The sequence below is a fragment of the Halorubrum sp. Hd13 genome (assembly GCF_002252755.1).
Classification (GTDB): Archaea; Halobacteriota; Halobacteria; order Halobacteriales; family Haloferacaceae; genus Halorubrum.
The window spans coordinates 1-12,939 of the sequence record NZ_NHOY01000074.1; the positions used below are offsets into that span (position 1 = coordinate 1).

Here is a 12,939-nt window from a genome sequence, read left to right on the forward strand (position 1 = left end):
GCGGCTGGGGCTTTGGAGTTGTTCACCGCCTCAGAGACGATATACAGCCGAGCGGCTGAGGCTTTGAAATTGTTCGCCGCGGACTGGTCACTTATTTATAAATAACCGACTGCGGCATCTAGAGGGCCCACCGCGTCGTCGACGCCGACTACGTAGCCGTTCGGTCGGCGACGCAACCCTTACGCGTCGTGACCGTCAAACTGCGGCATATGACCGACGAACGCGACGACGACCGCCACGAGTTCTCCGCGGGGCAGGGCGTCGACGCCGACTACGAGGAGTTCACCCTCGACCCCGAGGAGATCGACGCCGACCCGAACACGGTCGACCCCGTCGACTCCCGCGTCCTCACCGACATCCTCGACAGGCGAAACGTCGAGAGCGACGCCATCGACGTCGAGCGACTCATGGACGTCGGCCTTTCGTACATGGGGATCAACCGCTTCGAGGAGGCGACGGAGACGTTCGAGCGCGCCGCCCACTTCGCCGAGGAGGACTCGCTGGAGGCCCAGGAGGCGTGGGTGAACAAGGGCGCGGCCCACGCCGAACTGGAGGAGTACGACGAGGCGATCGGGGCCTACGAGGAGGCGCTGCGGATCGACGACTCGTCGGAGCACGCCGCGACCGCCGAGACCAACCTCGCGTACGCGCTCTGGGAGTTCGGCCGCAGCGAGCAGGCGCTCGAACACGCCGAGCGCGCCGTCGAGACCGACCCGCGCTTCGCCGAGGCGTGGTACAACCGCGGCTTCATGCTGGTCGAGCGCGGGCTCGCCGAGGACGCCGTCACCTGCTTCGACAACGCGATCCGCCTCGGCTACCGGAGCGCGGGCGTCCTCGAAGAGAAGGCGCGCGCGCTCGAAGAGGCCGGCGAACACGAACAGGCCGAGGAGGTCGCCGACCGCGCCGACGAGATCCGCCGCGAGGCGGAAGGGCAGATGGTCGAGGAACAGACCGGACAGGCGCCCGGACCGGGCGGTCGCGGCGGGCGGGGCGGCTCCGGCGGCCAGGCGGGCGGCCGAGGCGGCCGCGGCGGTCAACCGGGCGAGCGCGGCGAGACGACCGAGGCCCCGGAGCGCGAGCTCCAAGGCGAGGGGCCCGAGGGCTTCTGAGATGGGCGACGCGGGCTCCGAGATGCTCCTCCGCGAGCGCGAGACCGCGGAGGGGACGCTCGTCTCCGTCTGCGACGCGGACTGCCTCGGCGAGACGTACGCGGACGGCGACGTGACCCTCGCCGTCACCGAGGAGTTCTACGGGGGCGACGACGCCGTCGAGGCGAGCGCCGAGGAGGTCGTCGCCGGGCTCGGCCGCGCGCAGGTCGCGAACATCGTCGGGAGCGAGGCCGTCGGCGTCGCGGTCGAGGCCGGACTCGTCGACGAGGAGACGGTGCTGGAGGTCGGAGAGACCCGACACGCACAACTGCTCTGGCTGTGAGTCGGGTCGTATGAAGCGACTCGGACGGGAGGAGCTCGCGGCGCTGCTGGAACCGCGGCCGCCGTCGGACGCGTTCTGGAACCGCGCTATCGACGCCGAGCGCGCCGTTATCGGCGTCTCGCCGGAGGCCGTGGACGGCGAGAGCGAGGGCGAGGCGGGCGAGCGGGAGCGCCGGAACCGTCGGCGGCGCGGCGAGTCAGGACCGGACGGCCCACTCTCGACGGGCGACATCGTCGACGTCGGCGACGACTCGTTCGTCGTCGTCGCGGTCGAGGAGACGGCGGCCGGCGGGCGGCGCTACCGGATCGACTTGGTCGAGCCGCGGGCGGACGGGTGACCCCCGTAACGCAGAGACCGAGGCGACCGCCTACAGGTCAGCGACGTCTTCGATGGCGTCGGTGAGTTCTGTCACGCTCTCGACGGTGTGCTCGCCCATGTGACCGATGCGGAACGTCTCCTCGGCGATGTCGCCGTACCCGTTCGAGAAGGCCATGTCGTACTCCTCGCTCACCGCCTCGATCGTCGCGGCGACGTCGATGCCTTGCGTGTTCTCGATGCAGGCGACCGTCTGCGACTCGTACCCCGTCTCGGGGAACATCGCGAAGTGCTCGTCGGCCCAGTCGTGGACGTACGCCATCATCTCCCGGTGGCGCTCGTCGCGGGCGCGGTGGCCCTCGTCGAGCATGCGCTTCATCTGCTTGCGGTACGCTAACATGATCGGGATGGCGGGCGTCGAGTGGGTCTGGCCCTTGCGGTCGTAGTAGTCGATGGCGCGCCGGAAGCCGCCGTACCACGAGGAGTCCCCCTTCTCGACCTCGCGGTCGTAGGCGTCGTCGCTGACGACGCAGACCGCGAGCCCCGGCGGCATCGCGAACGCCTTCTGTGTGGACGCGAAGATGACGTCGATGTCGTGCTCCTCGATGTCGACGTAGTCGCCGCCGAGCGACGAGACGGCGTCGACGGCGAAGTAGGTGTCCGGGTACTCGCTGATGACGTCGCCCATCTCCTCGATGGGGTTGCGGACGCCCGTCGACGACTCGTTCATCACGCCCGCGACCATGTCGTACCCCTCGTCGCTGGCTTCGAGGGCGTCGCGGACGTCCTCGGGCTTGACCGCGTCGCCCCACTCGTACTCCAGCCGGGTGACGTCCTTGCCGAGCCGCTCGGCGACGTTGGCGTAGCGCTCGCTGAAGCTCCCGCAGGTCGGCACCAGGACGCGCTCGTCGACGAGGTTCAGCGTCGACGCCTCCCAGAACTCCGTCCCGGAGGCGGTGAGGATGATCACGTCGTTGTCGGTGCCGAGGAACTCCTTCGTGTCCTCGACGATGGTCGTGTACAGGTCGGTCATCCGGCCCATCCGGTGCCCGAACGTCGACTCCGTCATCGCCTCGATGACGTCGTCGCGGACCTCCGTCGGCCCGGGGATGTACAGCGTCTTGTCGTCGTAGTCGTCTCGGTATTCGCGTTTCTTCGTCACGGGATCCACCTGTCGAATGGTACCGGGTCGCGAGACGGTATGGTCCTTATGATCCGCTCAAAACGAGGGCGTCGATCGGAGGTCAGACGCGTCACGTGCCGGCGATCGGATGCCTCTGATGCCGGCGATCGGACGCGTCTCGTGCCGGCGATCGGACGCGTCTCGTGCCGGCGATCGGACGCGTCTCGTACTGAGTGCCGAAAGGCGATCCGAGCCCGAGTCGACGGACCGGCACCGGTGAGGGTGCGGGCCGGCGAACTCGTCGTCGTGCGAAATTCTTTGTGCCGTCTGGCAGTAGTTCGAGTATGGGACACCGCCTCGATGAGATAGACAAGCGCGTCCTCTACTACTTCGCGGTGAACGCGCGGAACACGGCGACGTCGGACATCGCCGAGGAGATGGGGGTGACGCCGGCGACGATCCGGAACCGGATCGACCAACTCGAGGACCGGGGAATTCTCCGAAGCTACCTGGCCGACATCGACTACAAGTCGATCGACGGGTACATCACCTACCTGTTCAGGTGCACGGCGCCGATTCCGGACCGGACGCAGGTCGCCCAGTCGGCGTTGGACGTCTCGGGAGTCGTCACCGTCCAAGAGCTGATGTCCGGTTCGGGCAACCTCCTCGTGACCGTCGTCGGCGCCGACACGGACGACATCAACCACGTCGCCGGGGAGCTCTCCGACCTCGGGCTACGGATCGAAGACGAGAGCGTGATGCAGGGGGAGTACCACAGACCGTACGATCCGTTCGGTCCCGAGACCGTCTCGAAAGGGCCGTCGCTGACCGACTTCATGAGCCTCGCGGGCGACGCCGAAGTCGCCGAGTTCTCCGTCTCGGAGGACGCCGAAATCGCGGGCAAAACCATCGAGCAAGCGGTCGACGAGGGACATCTCTCCCCCGACACGCACGTCGTCGGCATCGAACGCGAGGGCGACATGCTCACGCCGAAGGGGCAGACTACCTTCCGAGCCGGCGACATCGTCTCCCTGCTCTCGAAGGCCCCGTTCGAGCAGGGCTCGCTGGGGGCGTTCGGCACGCCGCGGAAGTGAGTTCGGACCGGTCGCCGGCGGCGGAGCCTCAGCGCCAGTGCCAGAAGTCGTTCCCGTCCTCCTCGACGGGGTCGGTCCGCTCGCGGAGGTCGACGACGTCCCCCTCGGTGGGTTCGTGGTCGTCCGGGAGCGACTCCATGCAGTCGAAACAGAGGAAGAACTCGGCGCCGTCCGTCAGTTCGAGGGTCATCCCCTGCGTCGACTCGAACGCGAAGTTCCACAGGTCGCCGATCCCGCCGGCGATCCTGACGGACCGCTCGCAGACGTCGCACGACTCCGAGGCCATACGCCGGGTAGGGGTCCGGGGCGCTAATGCGTGTCGCCGCGATGCGCGGTCGACGTGAGCCGCGGCGGCGAGGGGGCCCGCCCGCAGGGACGCGTTATCGCGGTTCCGGTGTCCGGCTCGTCGAAACCGCCTCCGAGCTCATCGAGGGCCGTCTGTAGGCCATCAAGGGCTGTCCGCGGACCATCGAAGGCCGTCCGCGGGAGACGAGTACGGAGCGTCGTATGACGGAGCCCGGGGTCGGATAATAACAGTCCTTATCTAAAGGCCCGACAGAGTAGTATTGTGAAAGATATGCAAAATAGCTCGGTAGGGAGGAGCGGATCGCTCACTCGGCTCCAGTGGGTTGCAATCGCGTTGGCCGCCATCACTGGCGTTCTTCACGTGTACGCTGGCGTCGTCGAAGGGCGGGCACCGGTGGCGCTTGCGGGGGTCGGCTACGCCGGTTCGATTGCGCTGTTTTCGCTCGACTATCGGCGTCGCCTGCTCTATCTCATCGGGATTCCGTACACCGCCGTGCAGTTCCCCCTCTGGATCGTGGCCAAGTCGGAATATGGGGCGATCGACTACGTCGACAAGGCGGTCCAAGTCGTCCTGATCCTCACGTTGATCTATCTCTATCTGAACGCACCGTCCGAGTCGGCCGGGAACGCGGCGACGGCGGCGGATTGAGCGGGCGATTTCACGGGCGTATCCCGGGCTCAGTCGTCTCGAATCACCATCACTTTCACTCGGTTCACGCCGTCGAAGTCACGGAGCCGATACGTTAATTCCCGGACGCGTTCGCCGGTCCCCTGACAGAACAGGGACTCGAGACACCACTCCCCCTGGTGCGTGTGACTCGTGTTGCGGATCACGTCCTGATAGTCGTGTTGGACGCCGTGGAGCTCGCCGATCACCTCGTGGTGGCGGTAGTCGAAGGCGACGAGCGCGATGACGTCCTCGCTGAGGTCCTCGAGTCGGGAGTGCGACTCGATGTACTCCTGTATGGCCTCGCGAACCGCTCGTGACCGATTGTCCAGTCCCTCGTCGCGCCAGACCTGATCGAACTCGTCGACGACCGCGTCCGGGATGTTCAAACTCGTTCGCATCGGGCGTCGTTCGGGGCGCTCGTACAAGAGTTCCGAGTACGCGGTCTCCGTGCGGCGAACGCGGCGGCGGCTACCCCTCGATCGGCGCTTCCCAGAGCAGGATACCGGTCGAGCTGACGATGAGGACGACGCCGGCCGCGGCGAGCGCGAACAGCGGGGAGACGGCGTCGGAGATGACGCCGCTCCCGAGCTGGAAGGGCACGACCGCGAGTCCACTGACCATCGCCATCGCGCTGAGCACGGTCGCACGGCCCGCCGTCTCGGTGCGGTCGTTGATGTACTGGCCGGCGAACGACCGCGTCACGTCGGAGAGCCCGCGGATCAGCAGGAACGTCGGGAGCGCGAGCACCGGAACGAAGTACATGCCCACCAGCGCGCCGCCCACGACGAAGGGCAGCCACAGGAACCACGTCCGGAGCCCCAGACGGGCGCGGATCGCTCCGGTGTAGTAGCTCAGTCCGGCGCCGACGAGACTGTACGCCGAGTAGAACCACCCGAGCAGCGACCGCACCGCCGACTGCGAGACGCCGAAGTCGAGGACGATCGTCTCGAAGATCGGCTGGAGGAAGACGAACACGAGGTACGTCACCGCCGCGTAGACGACGTAGTAATACAGCACGAACGCCCGGACGTTCCGCTCCGAGACCGTTCGCCGGATGATCGACAGCGTGCGGCGAAAGCTCAGCGTCGCGGTGTCGGCCCGTTCGTAGGTCTCGGGCTCGTCTATCGTCAGGAGAACGACCACGCCGAGCGCCGTCACTCCCGCGGCGACGAACCACGGATACGACAGGTCGATGCTGCCGAGATACCCCCCGACGACGGCCGCACCGGCGCCGATCGCCAGCGCGACCGACTCCCCGCGTCCGCGGACGTGCGCGAACTCGTCTTCGGAGAGGTCGTCGGTGAGCGTGTCGTACAGCCAGGCGTCTTCGCTCCCCGAGCGGAAGTTGTAGCCCATCGACCAGCAGACGTACAGCGCCACGAGCGCCCGGAACGAACCGGAGAGTCCGATTCCGAGCAGCGTGAGCGAGATGAGCGCGGTGCCGGTCAGGAGACTGTTGCGCCGACCGACGCGGTCGCCGACGTAGCCCGTCGGAATTTCACCCAGCAGCGTCGTCAGGTTGTATACCGCTTCGAGGACCGCGATCTGCGTGAAATCGAGTCCCTGTGCGAGGAAGAAGAGATACATGATCGGGCGGTAGAATTCGACGGCCTTGGTCGACTTGTAGAGGTAATACTTCAGGACGCTCCGCGGAGGGAGAGCGGCGGAACGCCCGAGGGGAACGGCCATACTTCGGATGGCGATTCCGCCGAGATGGTTGTTGTGTTATGATCGGACCGCGAATTCGTAATACGAGCGCATCGGGCGAGTAGAGCCGGGGTCGGGTGTCGGCCGTTCGGCGGCTCGAAGTACCGAACGGCCGGTGTGCCGACGAGCGGTCTGCGCGGTTCACGGCGGCGTGAGGCCGGTAGACTGCGTATCGGTCGCGACGGTCGGACGCTCGCCGCAGCCGCTGTCCCGAGAGAGTTACTTGCGAAAGCGGGTGGGAGTTCCTCGCAGGATGCGGCCCCGTATGTAGTATCGCCCCGTCGAACGGCGCGGCGGCCGTCGGTAGGGGGGTGACCGATGCGGGGGATGGAGTCGGCACGAGGGTTCCGTCGGGTTCCTCGGATACATCCCGAATTGGCCGATAGCAGACGCCTGGGAGTTGCGTATGAGAGGTTCCGCCAGTTCAGAGGGGAACGCCGAGACTCGTGCGGGGCGACTCGCAGAGACGAGAAGTCGGTCGGTTTCCCGGACCGGGGTCGTCGCTCGTTTGACGACGCGGAGACCGGTCTCAGGGGTGACACGCCGCGACCGTTTCAGTTGACGGCCTTCGAGAGTTCGGCACCCGTCTTGAACTCGACCACGTTCTTCGCCGCGATCTGGATCTCTTTCCCGGTCTGAGGGTTTCGCCCGGTCCGGGCGGACCGCTTCGAGATGCTGAACGTGCCGAACACCTCGCTCTCGTCCGCTCCCCCGTCCACCGACAGCCGATCGCCTTTCTTCAGGGCCTCCGTCGCCACGCTGACGAACGCCTCGATCGCCCGCTCCGCGTCGCTCGCCGATACCCCCTCGCGCGATTCGCGTCCCGTTTCGATCGCGATGTACTCCGCGTCGATCACCACGTCGGCGTCGCGGCACCTGGCGCTGGCCTCGTCGCCCTTACCGGGGTTGAGATCGAGGGCGGCCGCGAACTCCGGGCAGGCGTCGAACGTCACCGGCGACTCGTCCGCGGGCCCGTTTCGGGACCTCGGATTTCGCCCCGTCCGGGCGGAGCGCTTCGAGATACTGAACGATCCGAATCCGATCAGTACGGCGCTGTCACCCTTCTGCAAGGCGTTCGTCGTCGCACTGGTGAACGCGTCGAGCGCCCGCTTCGCGTCCGACTTGCTCAGTCCGGCGTGGCTCGCCATCGCCTCGATCAGTTCCGCTTTGTTCATCGCCGCGGCCTGACCGGTCGTCGCTACCGCGCCCAGTCCGAGGGACGCCGAGAGGATAGCGCTCCTCCGCAGTACGGTTCGCCGCGAGAGCTCGTCTTGGGACATGATACCTTTACTCACAACCCTCTCACGCTCTGAGATTATATAAAATATCTGAAAATTCATCTGAGCGTTACTGTGTCGTGTCCAACGCTGGTCTGACTGCAGTTTGAGGGCCCGGACCTGACTACGTCCCGCCCGTTGCGCCCCAGCTCGCACTGGCCTCGACGGCGTTCTCGAACGTGAGTTCGGCGACCTCAGGCGGGTTGTCGTCACTCCCTTCGGGGAGGAACTGAAAGCGGAGGCGCTCTCCGGTCTCGCCGAGGAGCGCTTCGAGGGTGACGATATCGCCCTGTCGGGCGCTGACGAACTCCCGACGGACGATCGTCTCTCCACCGGCGACGGCGGTGTCGAGCGAGGCGTCGTACGTGTCGAGTTTCGTACGTACCGCGACCGGCACGGCGTCGTCACCGGTGTTCGTTACGATTAGCGTCCCGCCCGGGTATTCGGGGTCCCGGTCGCCGCTCGAGAGGGCGCCCGCACAGCCGGCGAGCGAGACAGCGGCGAGACACCCGCCGGCCCCGCGTAGGAGTTGTCTTCTCTGCATGGCAACGCTTCCCGGGCCGGCAGTGAAATGTCTTCGTATTGAATGAAACGGCGTATCGAACGTCCTCTCGTCCCGATCGCTCCGAATCTCTCGGGGCGGGCACCGAACCGACGACCGATACGCGCGTCGTCCGCGGCGTGACCGCGACGAGCTATCGGCCGCGAGCGATTCCGACGGGGCCGGTTCCCCGCGATCGATCGGCCGGCGGGGGACGGGCGCCCGCCGCGTCGTCGACGATTTATGTTCGAGCGCGACCGATCCCACTCCGATCATGCGAGCCTTCTTCGCCGTCGACCTTCCCGACGACCTCGCGGAGCCACTCGCCGACGCGCAGGCCGCGTTCGAAGGCGCCGACGGGCTGCGGTTCGTCGACCCCGACCGGGCGCACGTGACGCTGAAGTTCCTCGGCGAGATCGGCGAGGCGGACGCCGCCGACCGGAGCGCCGAGGACGAAGAGGCGCCGCCGCTCGACGACGTGATCGCGGCCGGCGAGCGCGCGGTCGCCGACGCCGGCGTCGGTCCCTTCGAGTGCGCGATCGAGGGGTTCGGCGTCTTCCCGAGCCTCGACTACGTCTCGGTCGTCTGGGCGGGGGTCGGCGCGGGGAGCGCGGCGCTGACCGCGCTCCACGAGTCGCTGGAGGCGGAGACGACCGCGATCGGCGTCGACCCGGAGGAGCACGCGTTCACCCCGCACGTCACGCTCGCCCGGATGAACGACGCCCGCGGGAAGGAACTGGTTCGGGAGGTCGTCCGCGAGCGCGACCCCGAGATCGGACGGTTCGAGGCCGACGCGGTCCGCCTCGTGAAGTCGACGCTGACGAGCGACGGACCCGTGTACGACACCGTCGCGTCGTTCGAACTCTGACGAGGGCCTCCCGACGCCCCCGTCACTCCGCGTTCCTCGGGTCGTCGGCGTCGCCCTCGGAGCCGCCGTCGCCCTCATCATTGAGCTCCCCCTCCCCGTTCGCCGCCGCCCTCGCTCCCGGGTGCTCGACTCGGACCCGCGTCACCCGCGTCGGGGTCGCCCCGGTGACGGTGAGCGACACGTCCCCGAGGACGACGCGGTCGCCCTCGGCCGCGACCCGGCCCATTCGCTGGGTGATCAGCCCCGCGACCGTGTCGACGCCGCCGCCGACCGGGAGGTCTACCCCGAGCGTCTCGTTGAGGTGCGCGACGGTGGTCCACCCGCGGACGACCGCGGCGTCGGGCGCGACCACGTCGACGTGATCGACCTCCCATCGGCCCACGAGCTCGCCGACGATCTCTTCGACGACGTCCGCCAGCGTGACGATCCCGACGACCGCGCCGAACTCGTCGACGACGATCGCCATCCGCCGGCCGGTCGACCGCAACTCGTCGAACAGCTCGTCGACGGGCTGGGTCTCGGGGACGAACGTCGGCTCGCGGAGCGCGCTCGCGAGGGGCTCGCCCCGCTCGTGGGCGCCGATGGCGTCGCGCACGTCGACGGTCCCGACCACGTCGTCGCGGTTCTCGCCGTAGACGGGCATCCGGGTGACGCCCTCGCGCCCGGCGGTCGAGAGCGCGTCGGCCGGGGTCGCGGTGTCCGGGATCGCCACCATGTCCGTGCGCGGGACCATCACCGCGGAGACGCGCGTCGACTCCAGGTCGAGGACGCCGCGTATCATCGCGCCCTCCTCGGGGTCGATCGCGCCCGCCGCCTGCCCCGAGAGCACGAGCGTCTCGATCTCCTCGCGGGTGAGGTACGACTCGATGTCGGGCTCGCCGCCGGTGAACCGGTTGACGACGCCGGAGAGCGCCTCGAAGACGTAGAGCACGGGCCGGATGACCCGTTGGATCGCGACGACGGGGCGGGAGACGCGGAGCGCGTGCTTCTCGGCGTTCGCGACCGCGTACGACTTCGGCGCGATCTCGCCGAAGACGATGACGAAGACGCTCGTGACGAGCGTCGACCCGGTCGCGGCCTGCCCCCCGGAGAAGCCGAACCGGACGAACACCGCGGTCGCGACCGAGGCGGCCGCGATGTTGGCGACGTTGTTGCTCACGAGGGCCGTGACGAGGAAGCGGTGCGAGTCCTCGCGAAGCGCCGAGAGCGCCCGCGCGCCGGGCACGTCGGCGGCCAGCAGCGAGTCGACCCGGTGGGTCGGCACCGAGAAGACGGCCAGCTCCGAGCTGGAGAAGAAGGCGCTGACCCCCGTCAGCACGAGGATCGCGGCCACCCCGGCGAACGCGATCGTGATGTCCATGTGTGCCCGTGCGGCCGGATATAAAAGGCAGTACCGCCGCGCCCGCGGTCCGACCGGGGACCGCGGCGGTTCACTCGACCGCGATCGGGTAAGCACGAACGAGGATTTTCCACCGGAAACGAGGGGGTTAGATGCGCACGATCGCGGATCATATCGGACGGCAAAACGGCGCGATGAGGAAAGCGTTAACCTCGCGCCGCCGGTGGATACGGACATGAAGGTACTCGTGACCGACCCCATCGCGGACGCGGGGTTGGACCGACTCCGAGACGCCGGCCACGAGGTCGAAACGGACTACGACGTCGAGGGGGAAGCCCTCCTCGACGCCGTGAGCGACGCCAACGCGCTCATCGTCCGCTCGGGAACCGAAGTCACCGAGACCGTCTTCGAGGCCGCCCCCGAGCTCGTCATCGTCGGTCGCGCGGGGATCGGGGTCGACAACATCGACATCGAGGCCGCCACGGACCACGGGGTCATCGTCGCCAACGCGCCCGACGGGAACGTCCGGGCCGCGGCCGAACACACCGTCGCGATGACGTTCGCCGTCGCGCGCTCGATCCCGCAGGCGCACGGCCGCCTCCTCGGCGGCGAGTGGGCCAAAGGCGAGTTCCTCGGCACCGAGGTGAACAACAAGATGCTCACCATCGTCGGGCTCGGTCGCGTCGGCCAAGAGGTCGCCAAGCGGCTCGACTCGCTTGGGATGGACCTGGTCGTCTACGACCCGTACATCTCCGAGGAGCGCGCCGACCGGCTGGGCGCCGAGCTCGTCGAGGACCTCCACGAGGCGCTCGCGCGCGGCGACTTCGCGACGGTTCACACCCCGCTCCTCCCCGAGACCGAGGGGATGATCGGCGAGGACGAGCTGGCGCAGCTGGAGGGCGGCTACCTCATCAACTGCGCCCGCGGCGGGATCGTCGACGAGGACGCCCTCGCCGAGGCGGTCGACGACGGCGTCCTCGCGGGCGCCGCGCTCGACTCATTCGCCGAGGAGCCGCTGTCGCAGGACTCGCCGCTGCTCGACGTCGAGGAGATCGTCGTCACGCCGCACCTCGGCGCCTCGACCGAGGCGGCCCAGGAGAACGTCGCCGTCGACACCGCGGAGGCCGTCCTCGCGGCGTTCGACGACGAGCCGGTACTCACCGCGCTCAACGCGCCCTCCGTCGACGAGACGGCCTTCCCGCGGATCAAGCCGTACATCGACGTCGCCGAGACCGCCGGCAAGGTCGCCGCCCAACTGCTCGACGGTCGCATCACGAGCGTTGAGGCGACCTACGAGGGCGACATCGCCGAGGAGGACGTCGAGCTCGTCACCGCGAGCGCGCTGAAGGGCGTGTTCGAGCCGCTGGAGTGGCAGGTGAACGCGGTGAACGCGCCGCGCCTCGCCGAGGAGCGCGGCATCGACGTGACCGAGTCGAAGACCCGCCAGACGGAGGACTTCCAGAGCCTCGTGCGCGTCACCGTCTACAACGGGGACGACTCCATCGCGGTCGAGGGCACCCTGTTCGCCGGCGAGGACCCCCGGATCGTCCGGATCGACGGCTTCCGCGTCGACGCGGTCCCGTACGGCCACATGCTGGTCGCGCGCAACACCGACGAGCCCGGCGTCATCGGCCTCATCGGCACCGTCCTCGGCGACCACGACGTTAACATCGCCGGGATGTACAACGCCCGCGAGACGCTGGGCGGCGAGGCGCTCACCGTCTACAACCTCGACCACGACGTTCCCGAACCCGTGATCGAGACGCTGCTCGACGACGACCGGATCGTCGAAGTCACCGAGATCACGCTGGACGACGCCGACGAGCGACAGGCCGATTGACGGCCCGGTAGCGGCTCGGTAGGGCGGCGCCGTCGCAGTTACCGAAGAGTCGCGCGGCGCGACCGCGACCCCCGAGAAGTCACGCCGCGCAACGAGCGCGCGAAGCGGATCCGGACCGCTGTTCGCCGACTGCAGACGGCTGAAGTACCGAATTCCGGCCTCGCGATGGGTCGATGTGTCCCCGAGCGTACCAGTCGCGATACCAAAACTACCGAATCAGCGACAAGCTTATTTCAATCAGTTGGTGACAGGAGGGCAGTGACAGAGTCGTATCAATCGCTCAATGAACACCTCACCGAATCGTCGTCGATCCTCCTCCTCGCTCCGTCAGACGACTCTCCGGACGATCGCGCCTGTGTCGATCTGTTGACTCGGGAGCCACCCGACGAGACCAACGTACTGAGCGTGACGCTCTCGGCGTCCCCCTC

General features: G+C 67.9%; 14 protein-coding genes. 7 read left to right on the forward strand and 7 right to left on the reverse strand.

The genetic code is table 11. The features are described from left to right. Positions 1–209: 209 nt before the first annotated feature. The 3 genes from DJ81_RS10135 to DJ81_RS10145 are packed head-to-tail and all read left to right on the forward strand — an operon-like array spanning position 210 to position 1,768. A complete protein-coding gene (locus DJ81_RS10135) occupies positions 210–1,109 on the forward strand; it encodes a tetratricopeptide repeat protein (protein ID WP_094527550.1) in 900 nt (299 codons plus the stop codon). Positions 1,110–1,131: 22 nt separating this feature from the next. Next, complete coding sequence (locus DJ81_RS10140) at positions 1,132–1,431, forward strand: DUF424 domain-containing protein (RefSeq protein WP_094527584.1); 300 nt, start codon at positions 1,132–1,134, stop codon at positions 1,429–1,431. A gap of 10 nt (positions 1,432–1,441) precedes the next feature. After that, on the forward strand, positions 1,442–1,768 hold the full coding sequence (locus DJ81_RS10145; RefSeq protein WP_094527551.1) for a hypothetical protein: 327 nt from the start codon (positions 1,442–1,444) through the stop codon (positions 1,766–1,768). 30 nt (positions 1,769–1,798) lie between these two features. Here DJ81_RS10145 and DJ81_RS10150 read toward each other — a convergent pair whose 3' ends face one another. After that, the gene (locus DJ81_RS10150) at positions 1,799–2,908 is read right to left on the reverse strand and encodes an alanine--glyoxylate aminotransferase family protein (RefSeq protein WP_094589544.1); all 1,110 of its coding nucleotides are present in this window, start codon (positions 2,906–2,908) and stop codon (positions 1,799–1,801) included. Positions 2,909–3,213: 305 nt separating this feature from the next. Between DJ81_RS10150 and DJ81_RS10155 the strand changes: the two genes are divergently transcribed. Then, positions 3,214–3,963 (forward strand): TrkA C-terminal domain-containing protein, encoded by a 750-nt coding sequence (locus DJ81_RS10155; RefSeq protein ID WP_094525242.1) that lies wholly within the window; start codon positions 3,214–3,216, stop codon positions 3,961–3,963. A 28-nt stretch (positions 3,964–3,991) separates the two neighbouring features. Here DJ81_RS10155 and DJ81_RS10160 read toward each other — a convergent pair whose 3' ends face one another. Beyond that, on the reverse strand, positions 3,992–4,249 hold the full coding sequence (locus DJ81_RS10160; protein ID WP_094525243.1) for a hypothetical protein: 258 nt from the start codon (positions 4,247–4,249) through the stop codon (positions 3,992–3,994). A gap of 354 nt (positions 4,250–4,603) precedes the next feature. Here DJ81_RS10160 and DJ81_RS10165 point away from each other — a divergent pair, with 354 nt between their 5' ends. Continuing rightward, entirely contained in the window at positions 4,604–4,918 is a 315-nt protein-coding gene (locus DJ81_RS10165) for a hypothetical protein (RefSeq protein ID WP_249269113.1), read from the forward strand. Positions 4,919–4,947: 29 nt separating this feature from the next. On the opposite strand, the gene DJ81_RS10170 is transcribed toward DJ81_RS10165, so the two are convergent. The 4 genes from DJ81_RS10170 to DJ81_RS10185 form a co-directional block, all read right to left on the reverse strand. Further along, positions 4,948–5,337 (reverse strand): CopG family ribbon-helix-helix protein, encoded by a 390-nt coding sequence (locus DJ81_RS10170; RefSeq protein WP_094525245.1) that lies wholly within the window; start codon positions 5,335–5,337, stop codon positions 4,948–4,950. A 70-nt stretch (positions 5,338–5,407) separates the two neighbouring features. Beyond that, entirely contained in the window at positions 5,408–6,628 is a 1,221-nt protein-coding gene (locus DJ81_RS10175) for an MFS transporter (protein ID WP_170938290.1), read from the reverse strand. A 572-nt stretch (positions 6,629–7,200) separates the two neighbouring features. Further along, positions 7,201–7,941: an HU family DNA-binding protein gene (locus DJ81_RS20000; protein WP_275542428.1), complete on the reverse strand. Its 741-nt coding sequence runs from the start codon at positions 7,939–7,941 to the stop codon at positions 7,201–7,203. Between the two features lie 106 nt (positions 7,942–8,047). After that, a complete protein-coding gene (locus tag DJ81_RS10185) occupies positions 8,048–8,467 on the reverse strand; it encodes a hypothetical protein (protein WP_094589538.1) in 420 nt (139 codons plus the stop codon). Positions 8,468–8,738: 271 nt separating this feature from the next. On the opposite strand from DJ81_RS10185, the gene thpR reads away from it, so the two are divergent. Continuing rightward, the gene (gene thpR / locus DJ81_RS10190) at positions 8,739–9,332 is read left to right on the forward strand and encodes an RNA 2',3'-cyclic phosphodiesterase (protein WP_094589540.1); all 594 of its coding nucleotides are present in this window, start codon (positions 8,739–8,741) and stop codon (positions 9,330–9,332) included. Positions 9,333–9,354: 22 nt separating this feature from the next. Here the strand turns inward: thpR and DJ81_RS10195 are convergent, their stop codons facing one another. After that, on the reverse strand, positions 9,355–10,692 hold the full coding sequence (locus tag DJ81_RS10195) for a hemolysin family protein (RefSeq protein WP_094525248.1): 1,338 nt from the start codon (positions 10,690–10,692) through the stop codon (positions 9,355–9,357). 214 nt (positions 10,693–10,906) lie between these two features. On the opposite strand from DJ81_RS10195, the gene serA reads away from it, so the two are divergent. After that, positions 10,907–12,511 (forward strand): phosphoglycerate dehydrogenase, encoded by a 1,605-nt coding sequence (serA, locus tag DJ81_RS10200; protein ID WP_094589542.1) that lies wholly within the window; start codon positions 10,907–10,909, stop codon positions 12,509–12,511. The last annotated feature ends 428 nt before the right edge of the window (positions 12,512–12,939 follow it).

What these genes read in the sequence shown, in the direction of transcription:
- DJ81_RS10135 (WP_094527550.1), top strand. Translation starts at nt 210, where the DNA reads ATGACCGACGAACGCGACGACGACCGCCACGAGTTCTCCGCGGGGCAG.
- DJ81_RS10140 (WP_094527584.1), top strand. Translation starts at nt 1,132, where the DNA reads ATGCTCCTCCGCGAGCGCGAGACCGCGGAGGGGACGCTCGTCTCCGTC.
- DJ81_RS10145 (WP_094527551.1), top strand. Translation starts at nt 1,442, where the DNA reads ATGAAGCGACTCGGACGGGAGGAGCTCGCGGCGCTGCTGGAACCGCGG.
- DJ81_RS10155 (WP_094525242.1), top strand. Translation starts at nt 3,214, where the DNA reads ATGGGACACCGCCTCGATGAGATAGACAAGCGCGTCCTCTACTACTTC.
- DJ81_RS10160 (WP_094525243.1), bottom strand. Translation starts at nt 4,249, where the DNA reads ATGGCCTCGGAGTCGTGCGACGTCTGCGAGCGGTCCGTCAGGATCGCC.
- DJ81_RS10170 (WP_094525245.1), bottom strand. Translation starts at nt 5,337, where the DNA reads ATGCGAACGAGTTTGAACATCCCGGACGCGGTCGTCGACGAGTTCGAT.
- DJ81_RS10175 (WP_170938290.1), bottom strand. Translation starts at nt 6,628, where the DNA reads ATGGCCGTTCCCCTCGGGCGTTCCGCCGCTCTCCCTCCGCGGAGCGTC.
- DJ81_RS10185 (WP_094589538.1), bottom strand. Translation starts at nt 8,467, where the DNA reads ATGCAGAGAAGACAACTCCTACGCGGGGCCGGCGGGTGTCTCGCCGCT.
- thpR (WP_094589540.1), top strand. Translation starts at nt 8,739, where the DNA reads ATGCGAGCCTTCTTCGCCGTCGACCTTCCCGACGACCTCGCGGAGCCA.
- DJ81_RS10195 (WP_094525248.1), bottom strand. Translation starts at nt 10,692, where the DNA reads ATGGACATCACGATCGCGTTCGCCGGGGTGGCCGCGATCCTCGTGCTG.
- serA (WP_094589542.1), top strand. Translation starts at nt 10,907, where the DNA reads ATGAAGGTACTCGTGACCGACCCCATCGCGGACGCGGGGTTGGACCGA.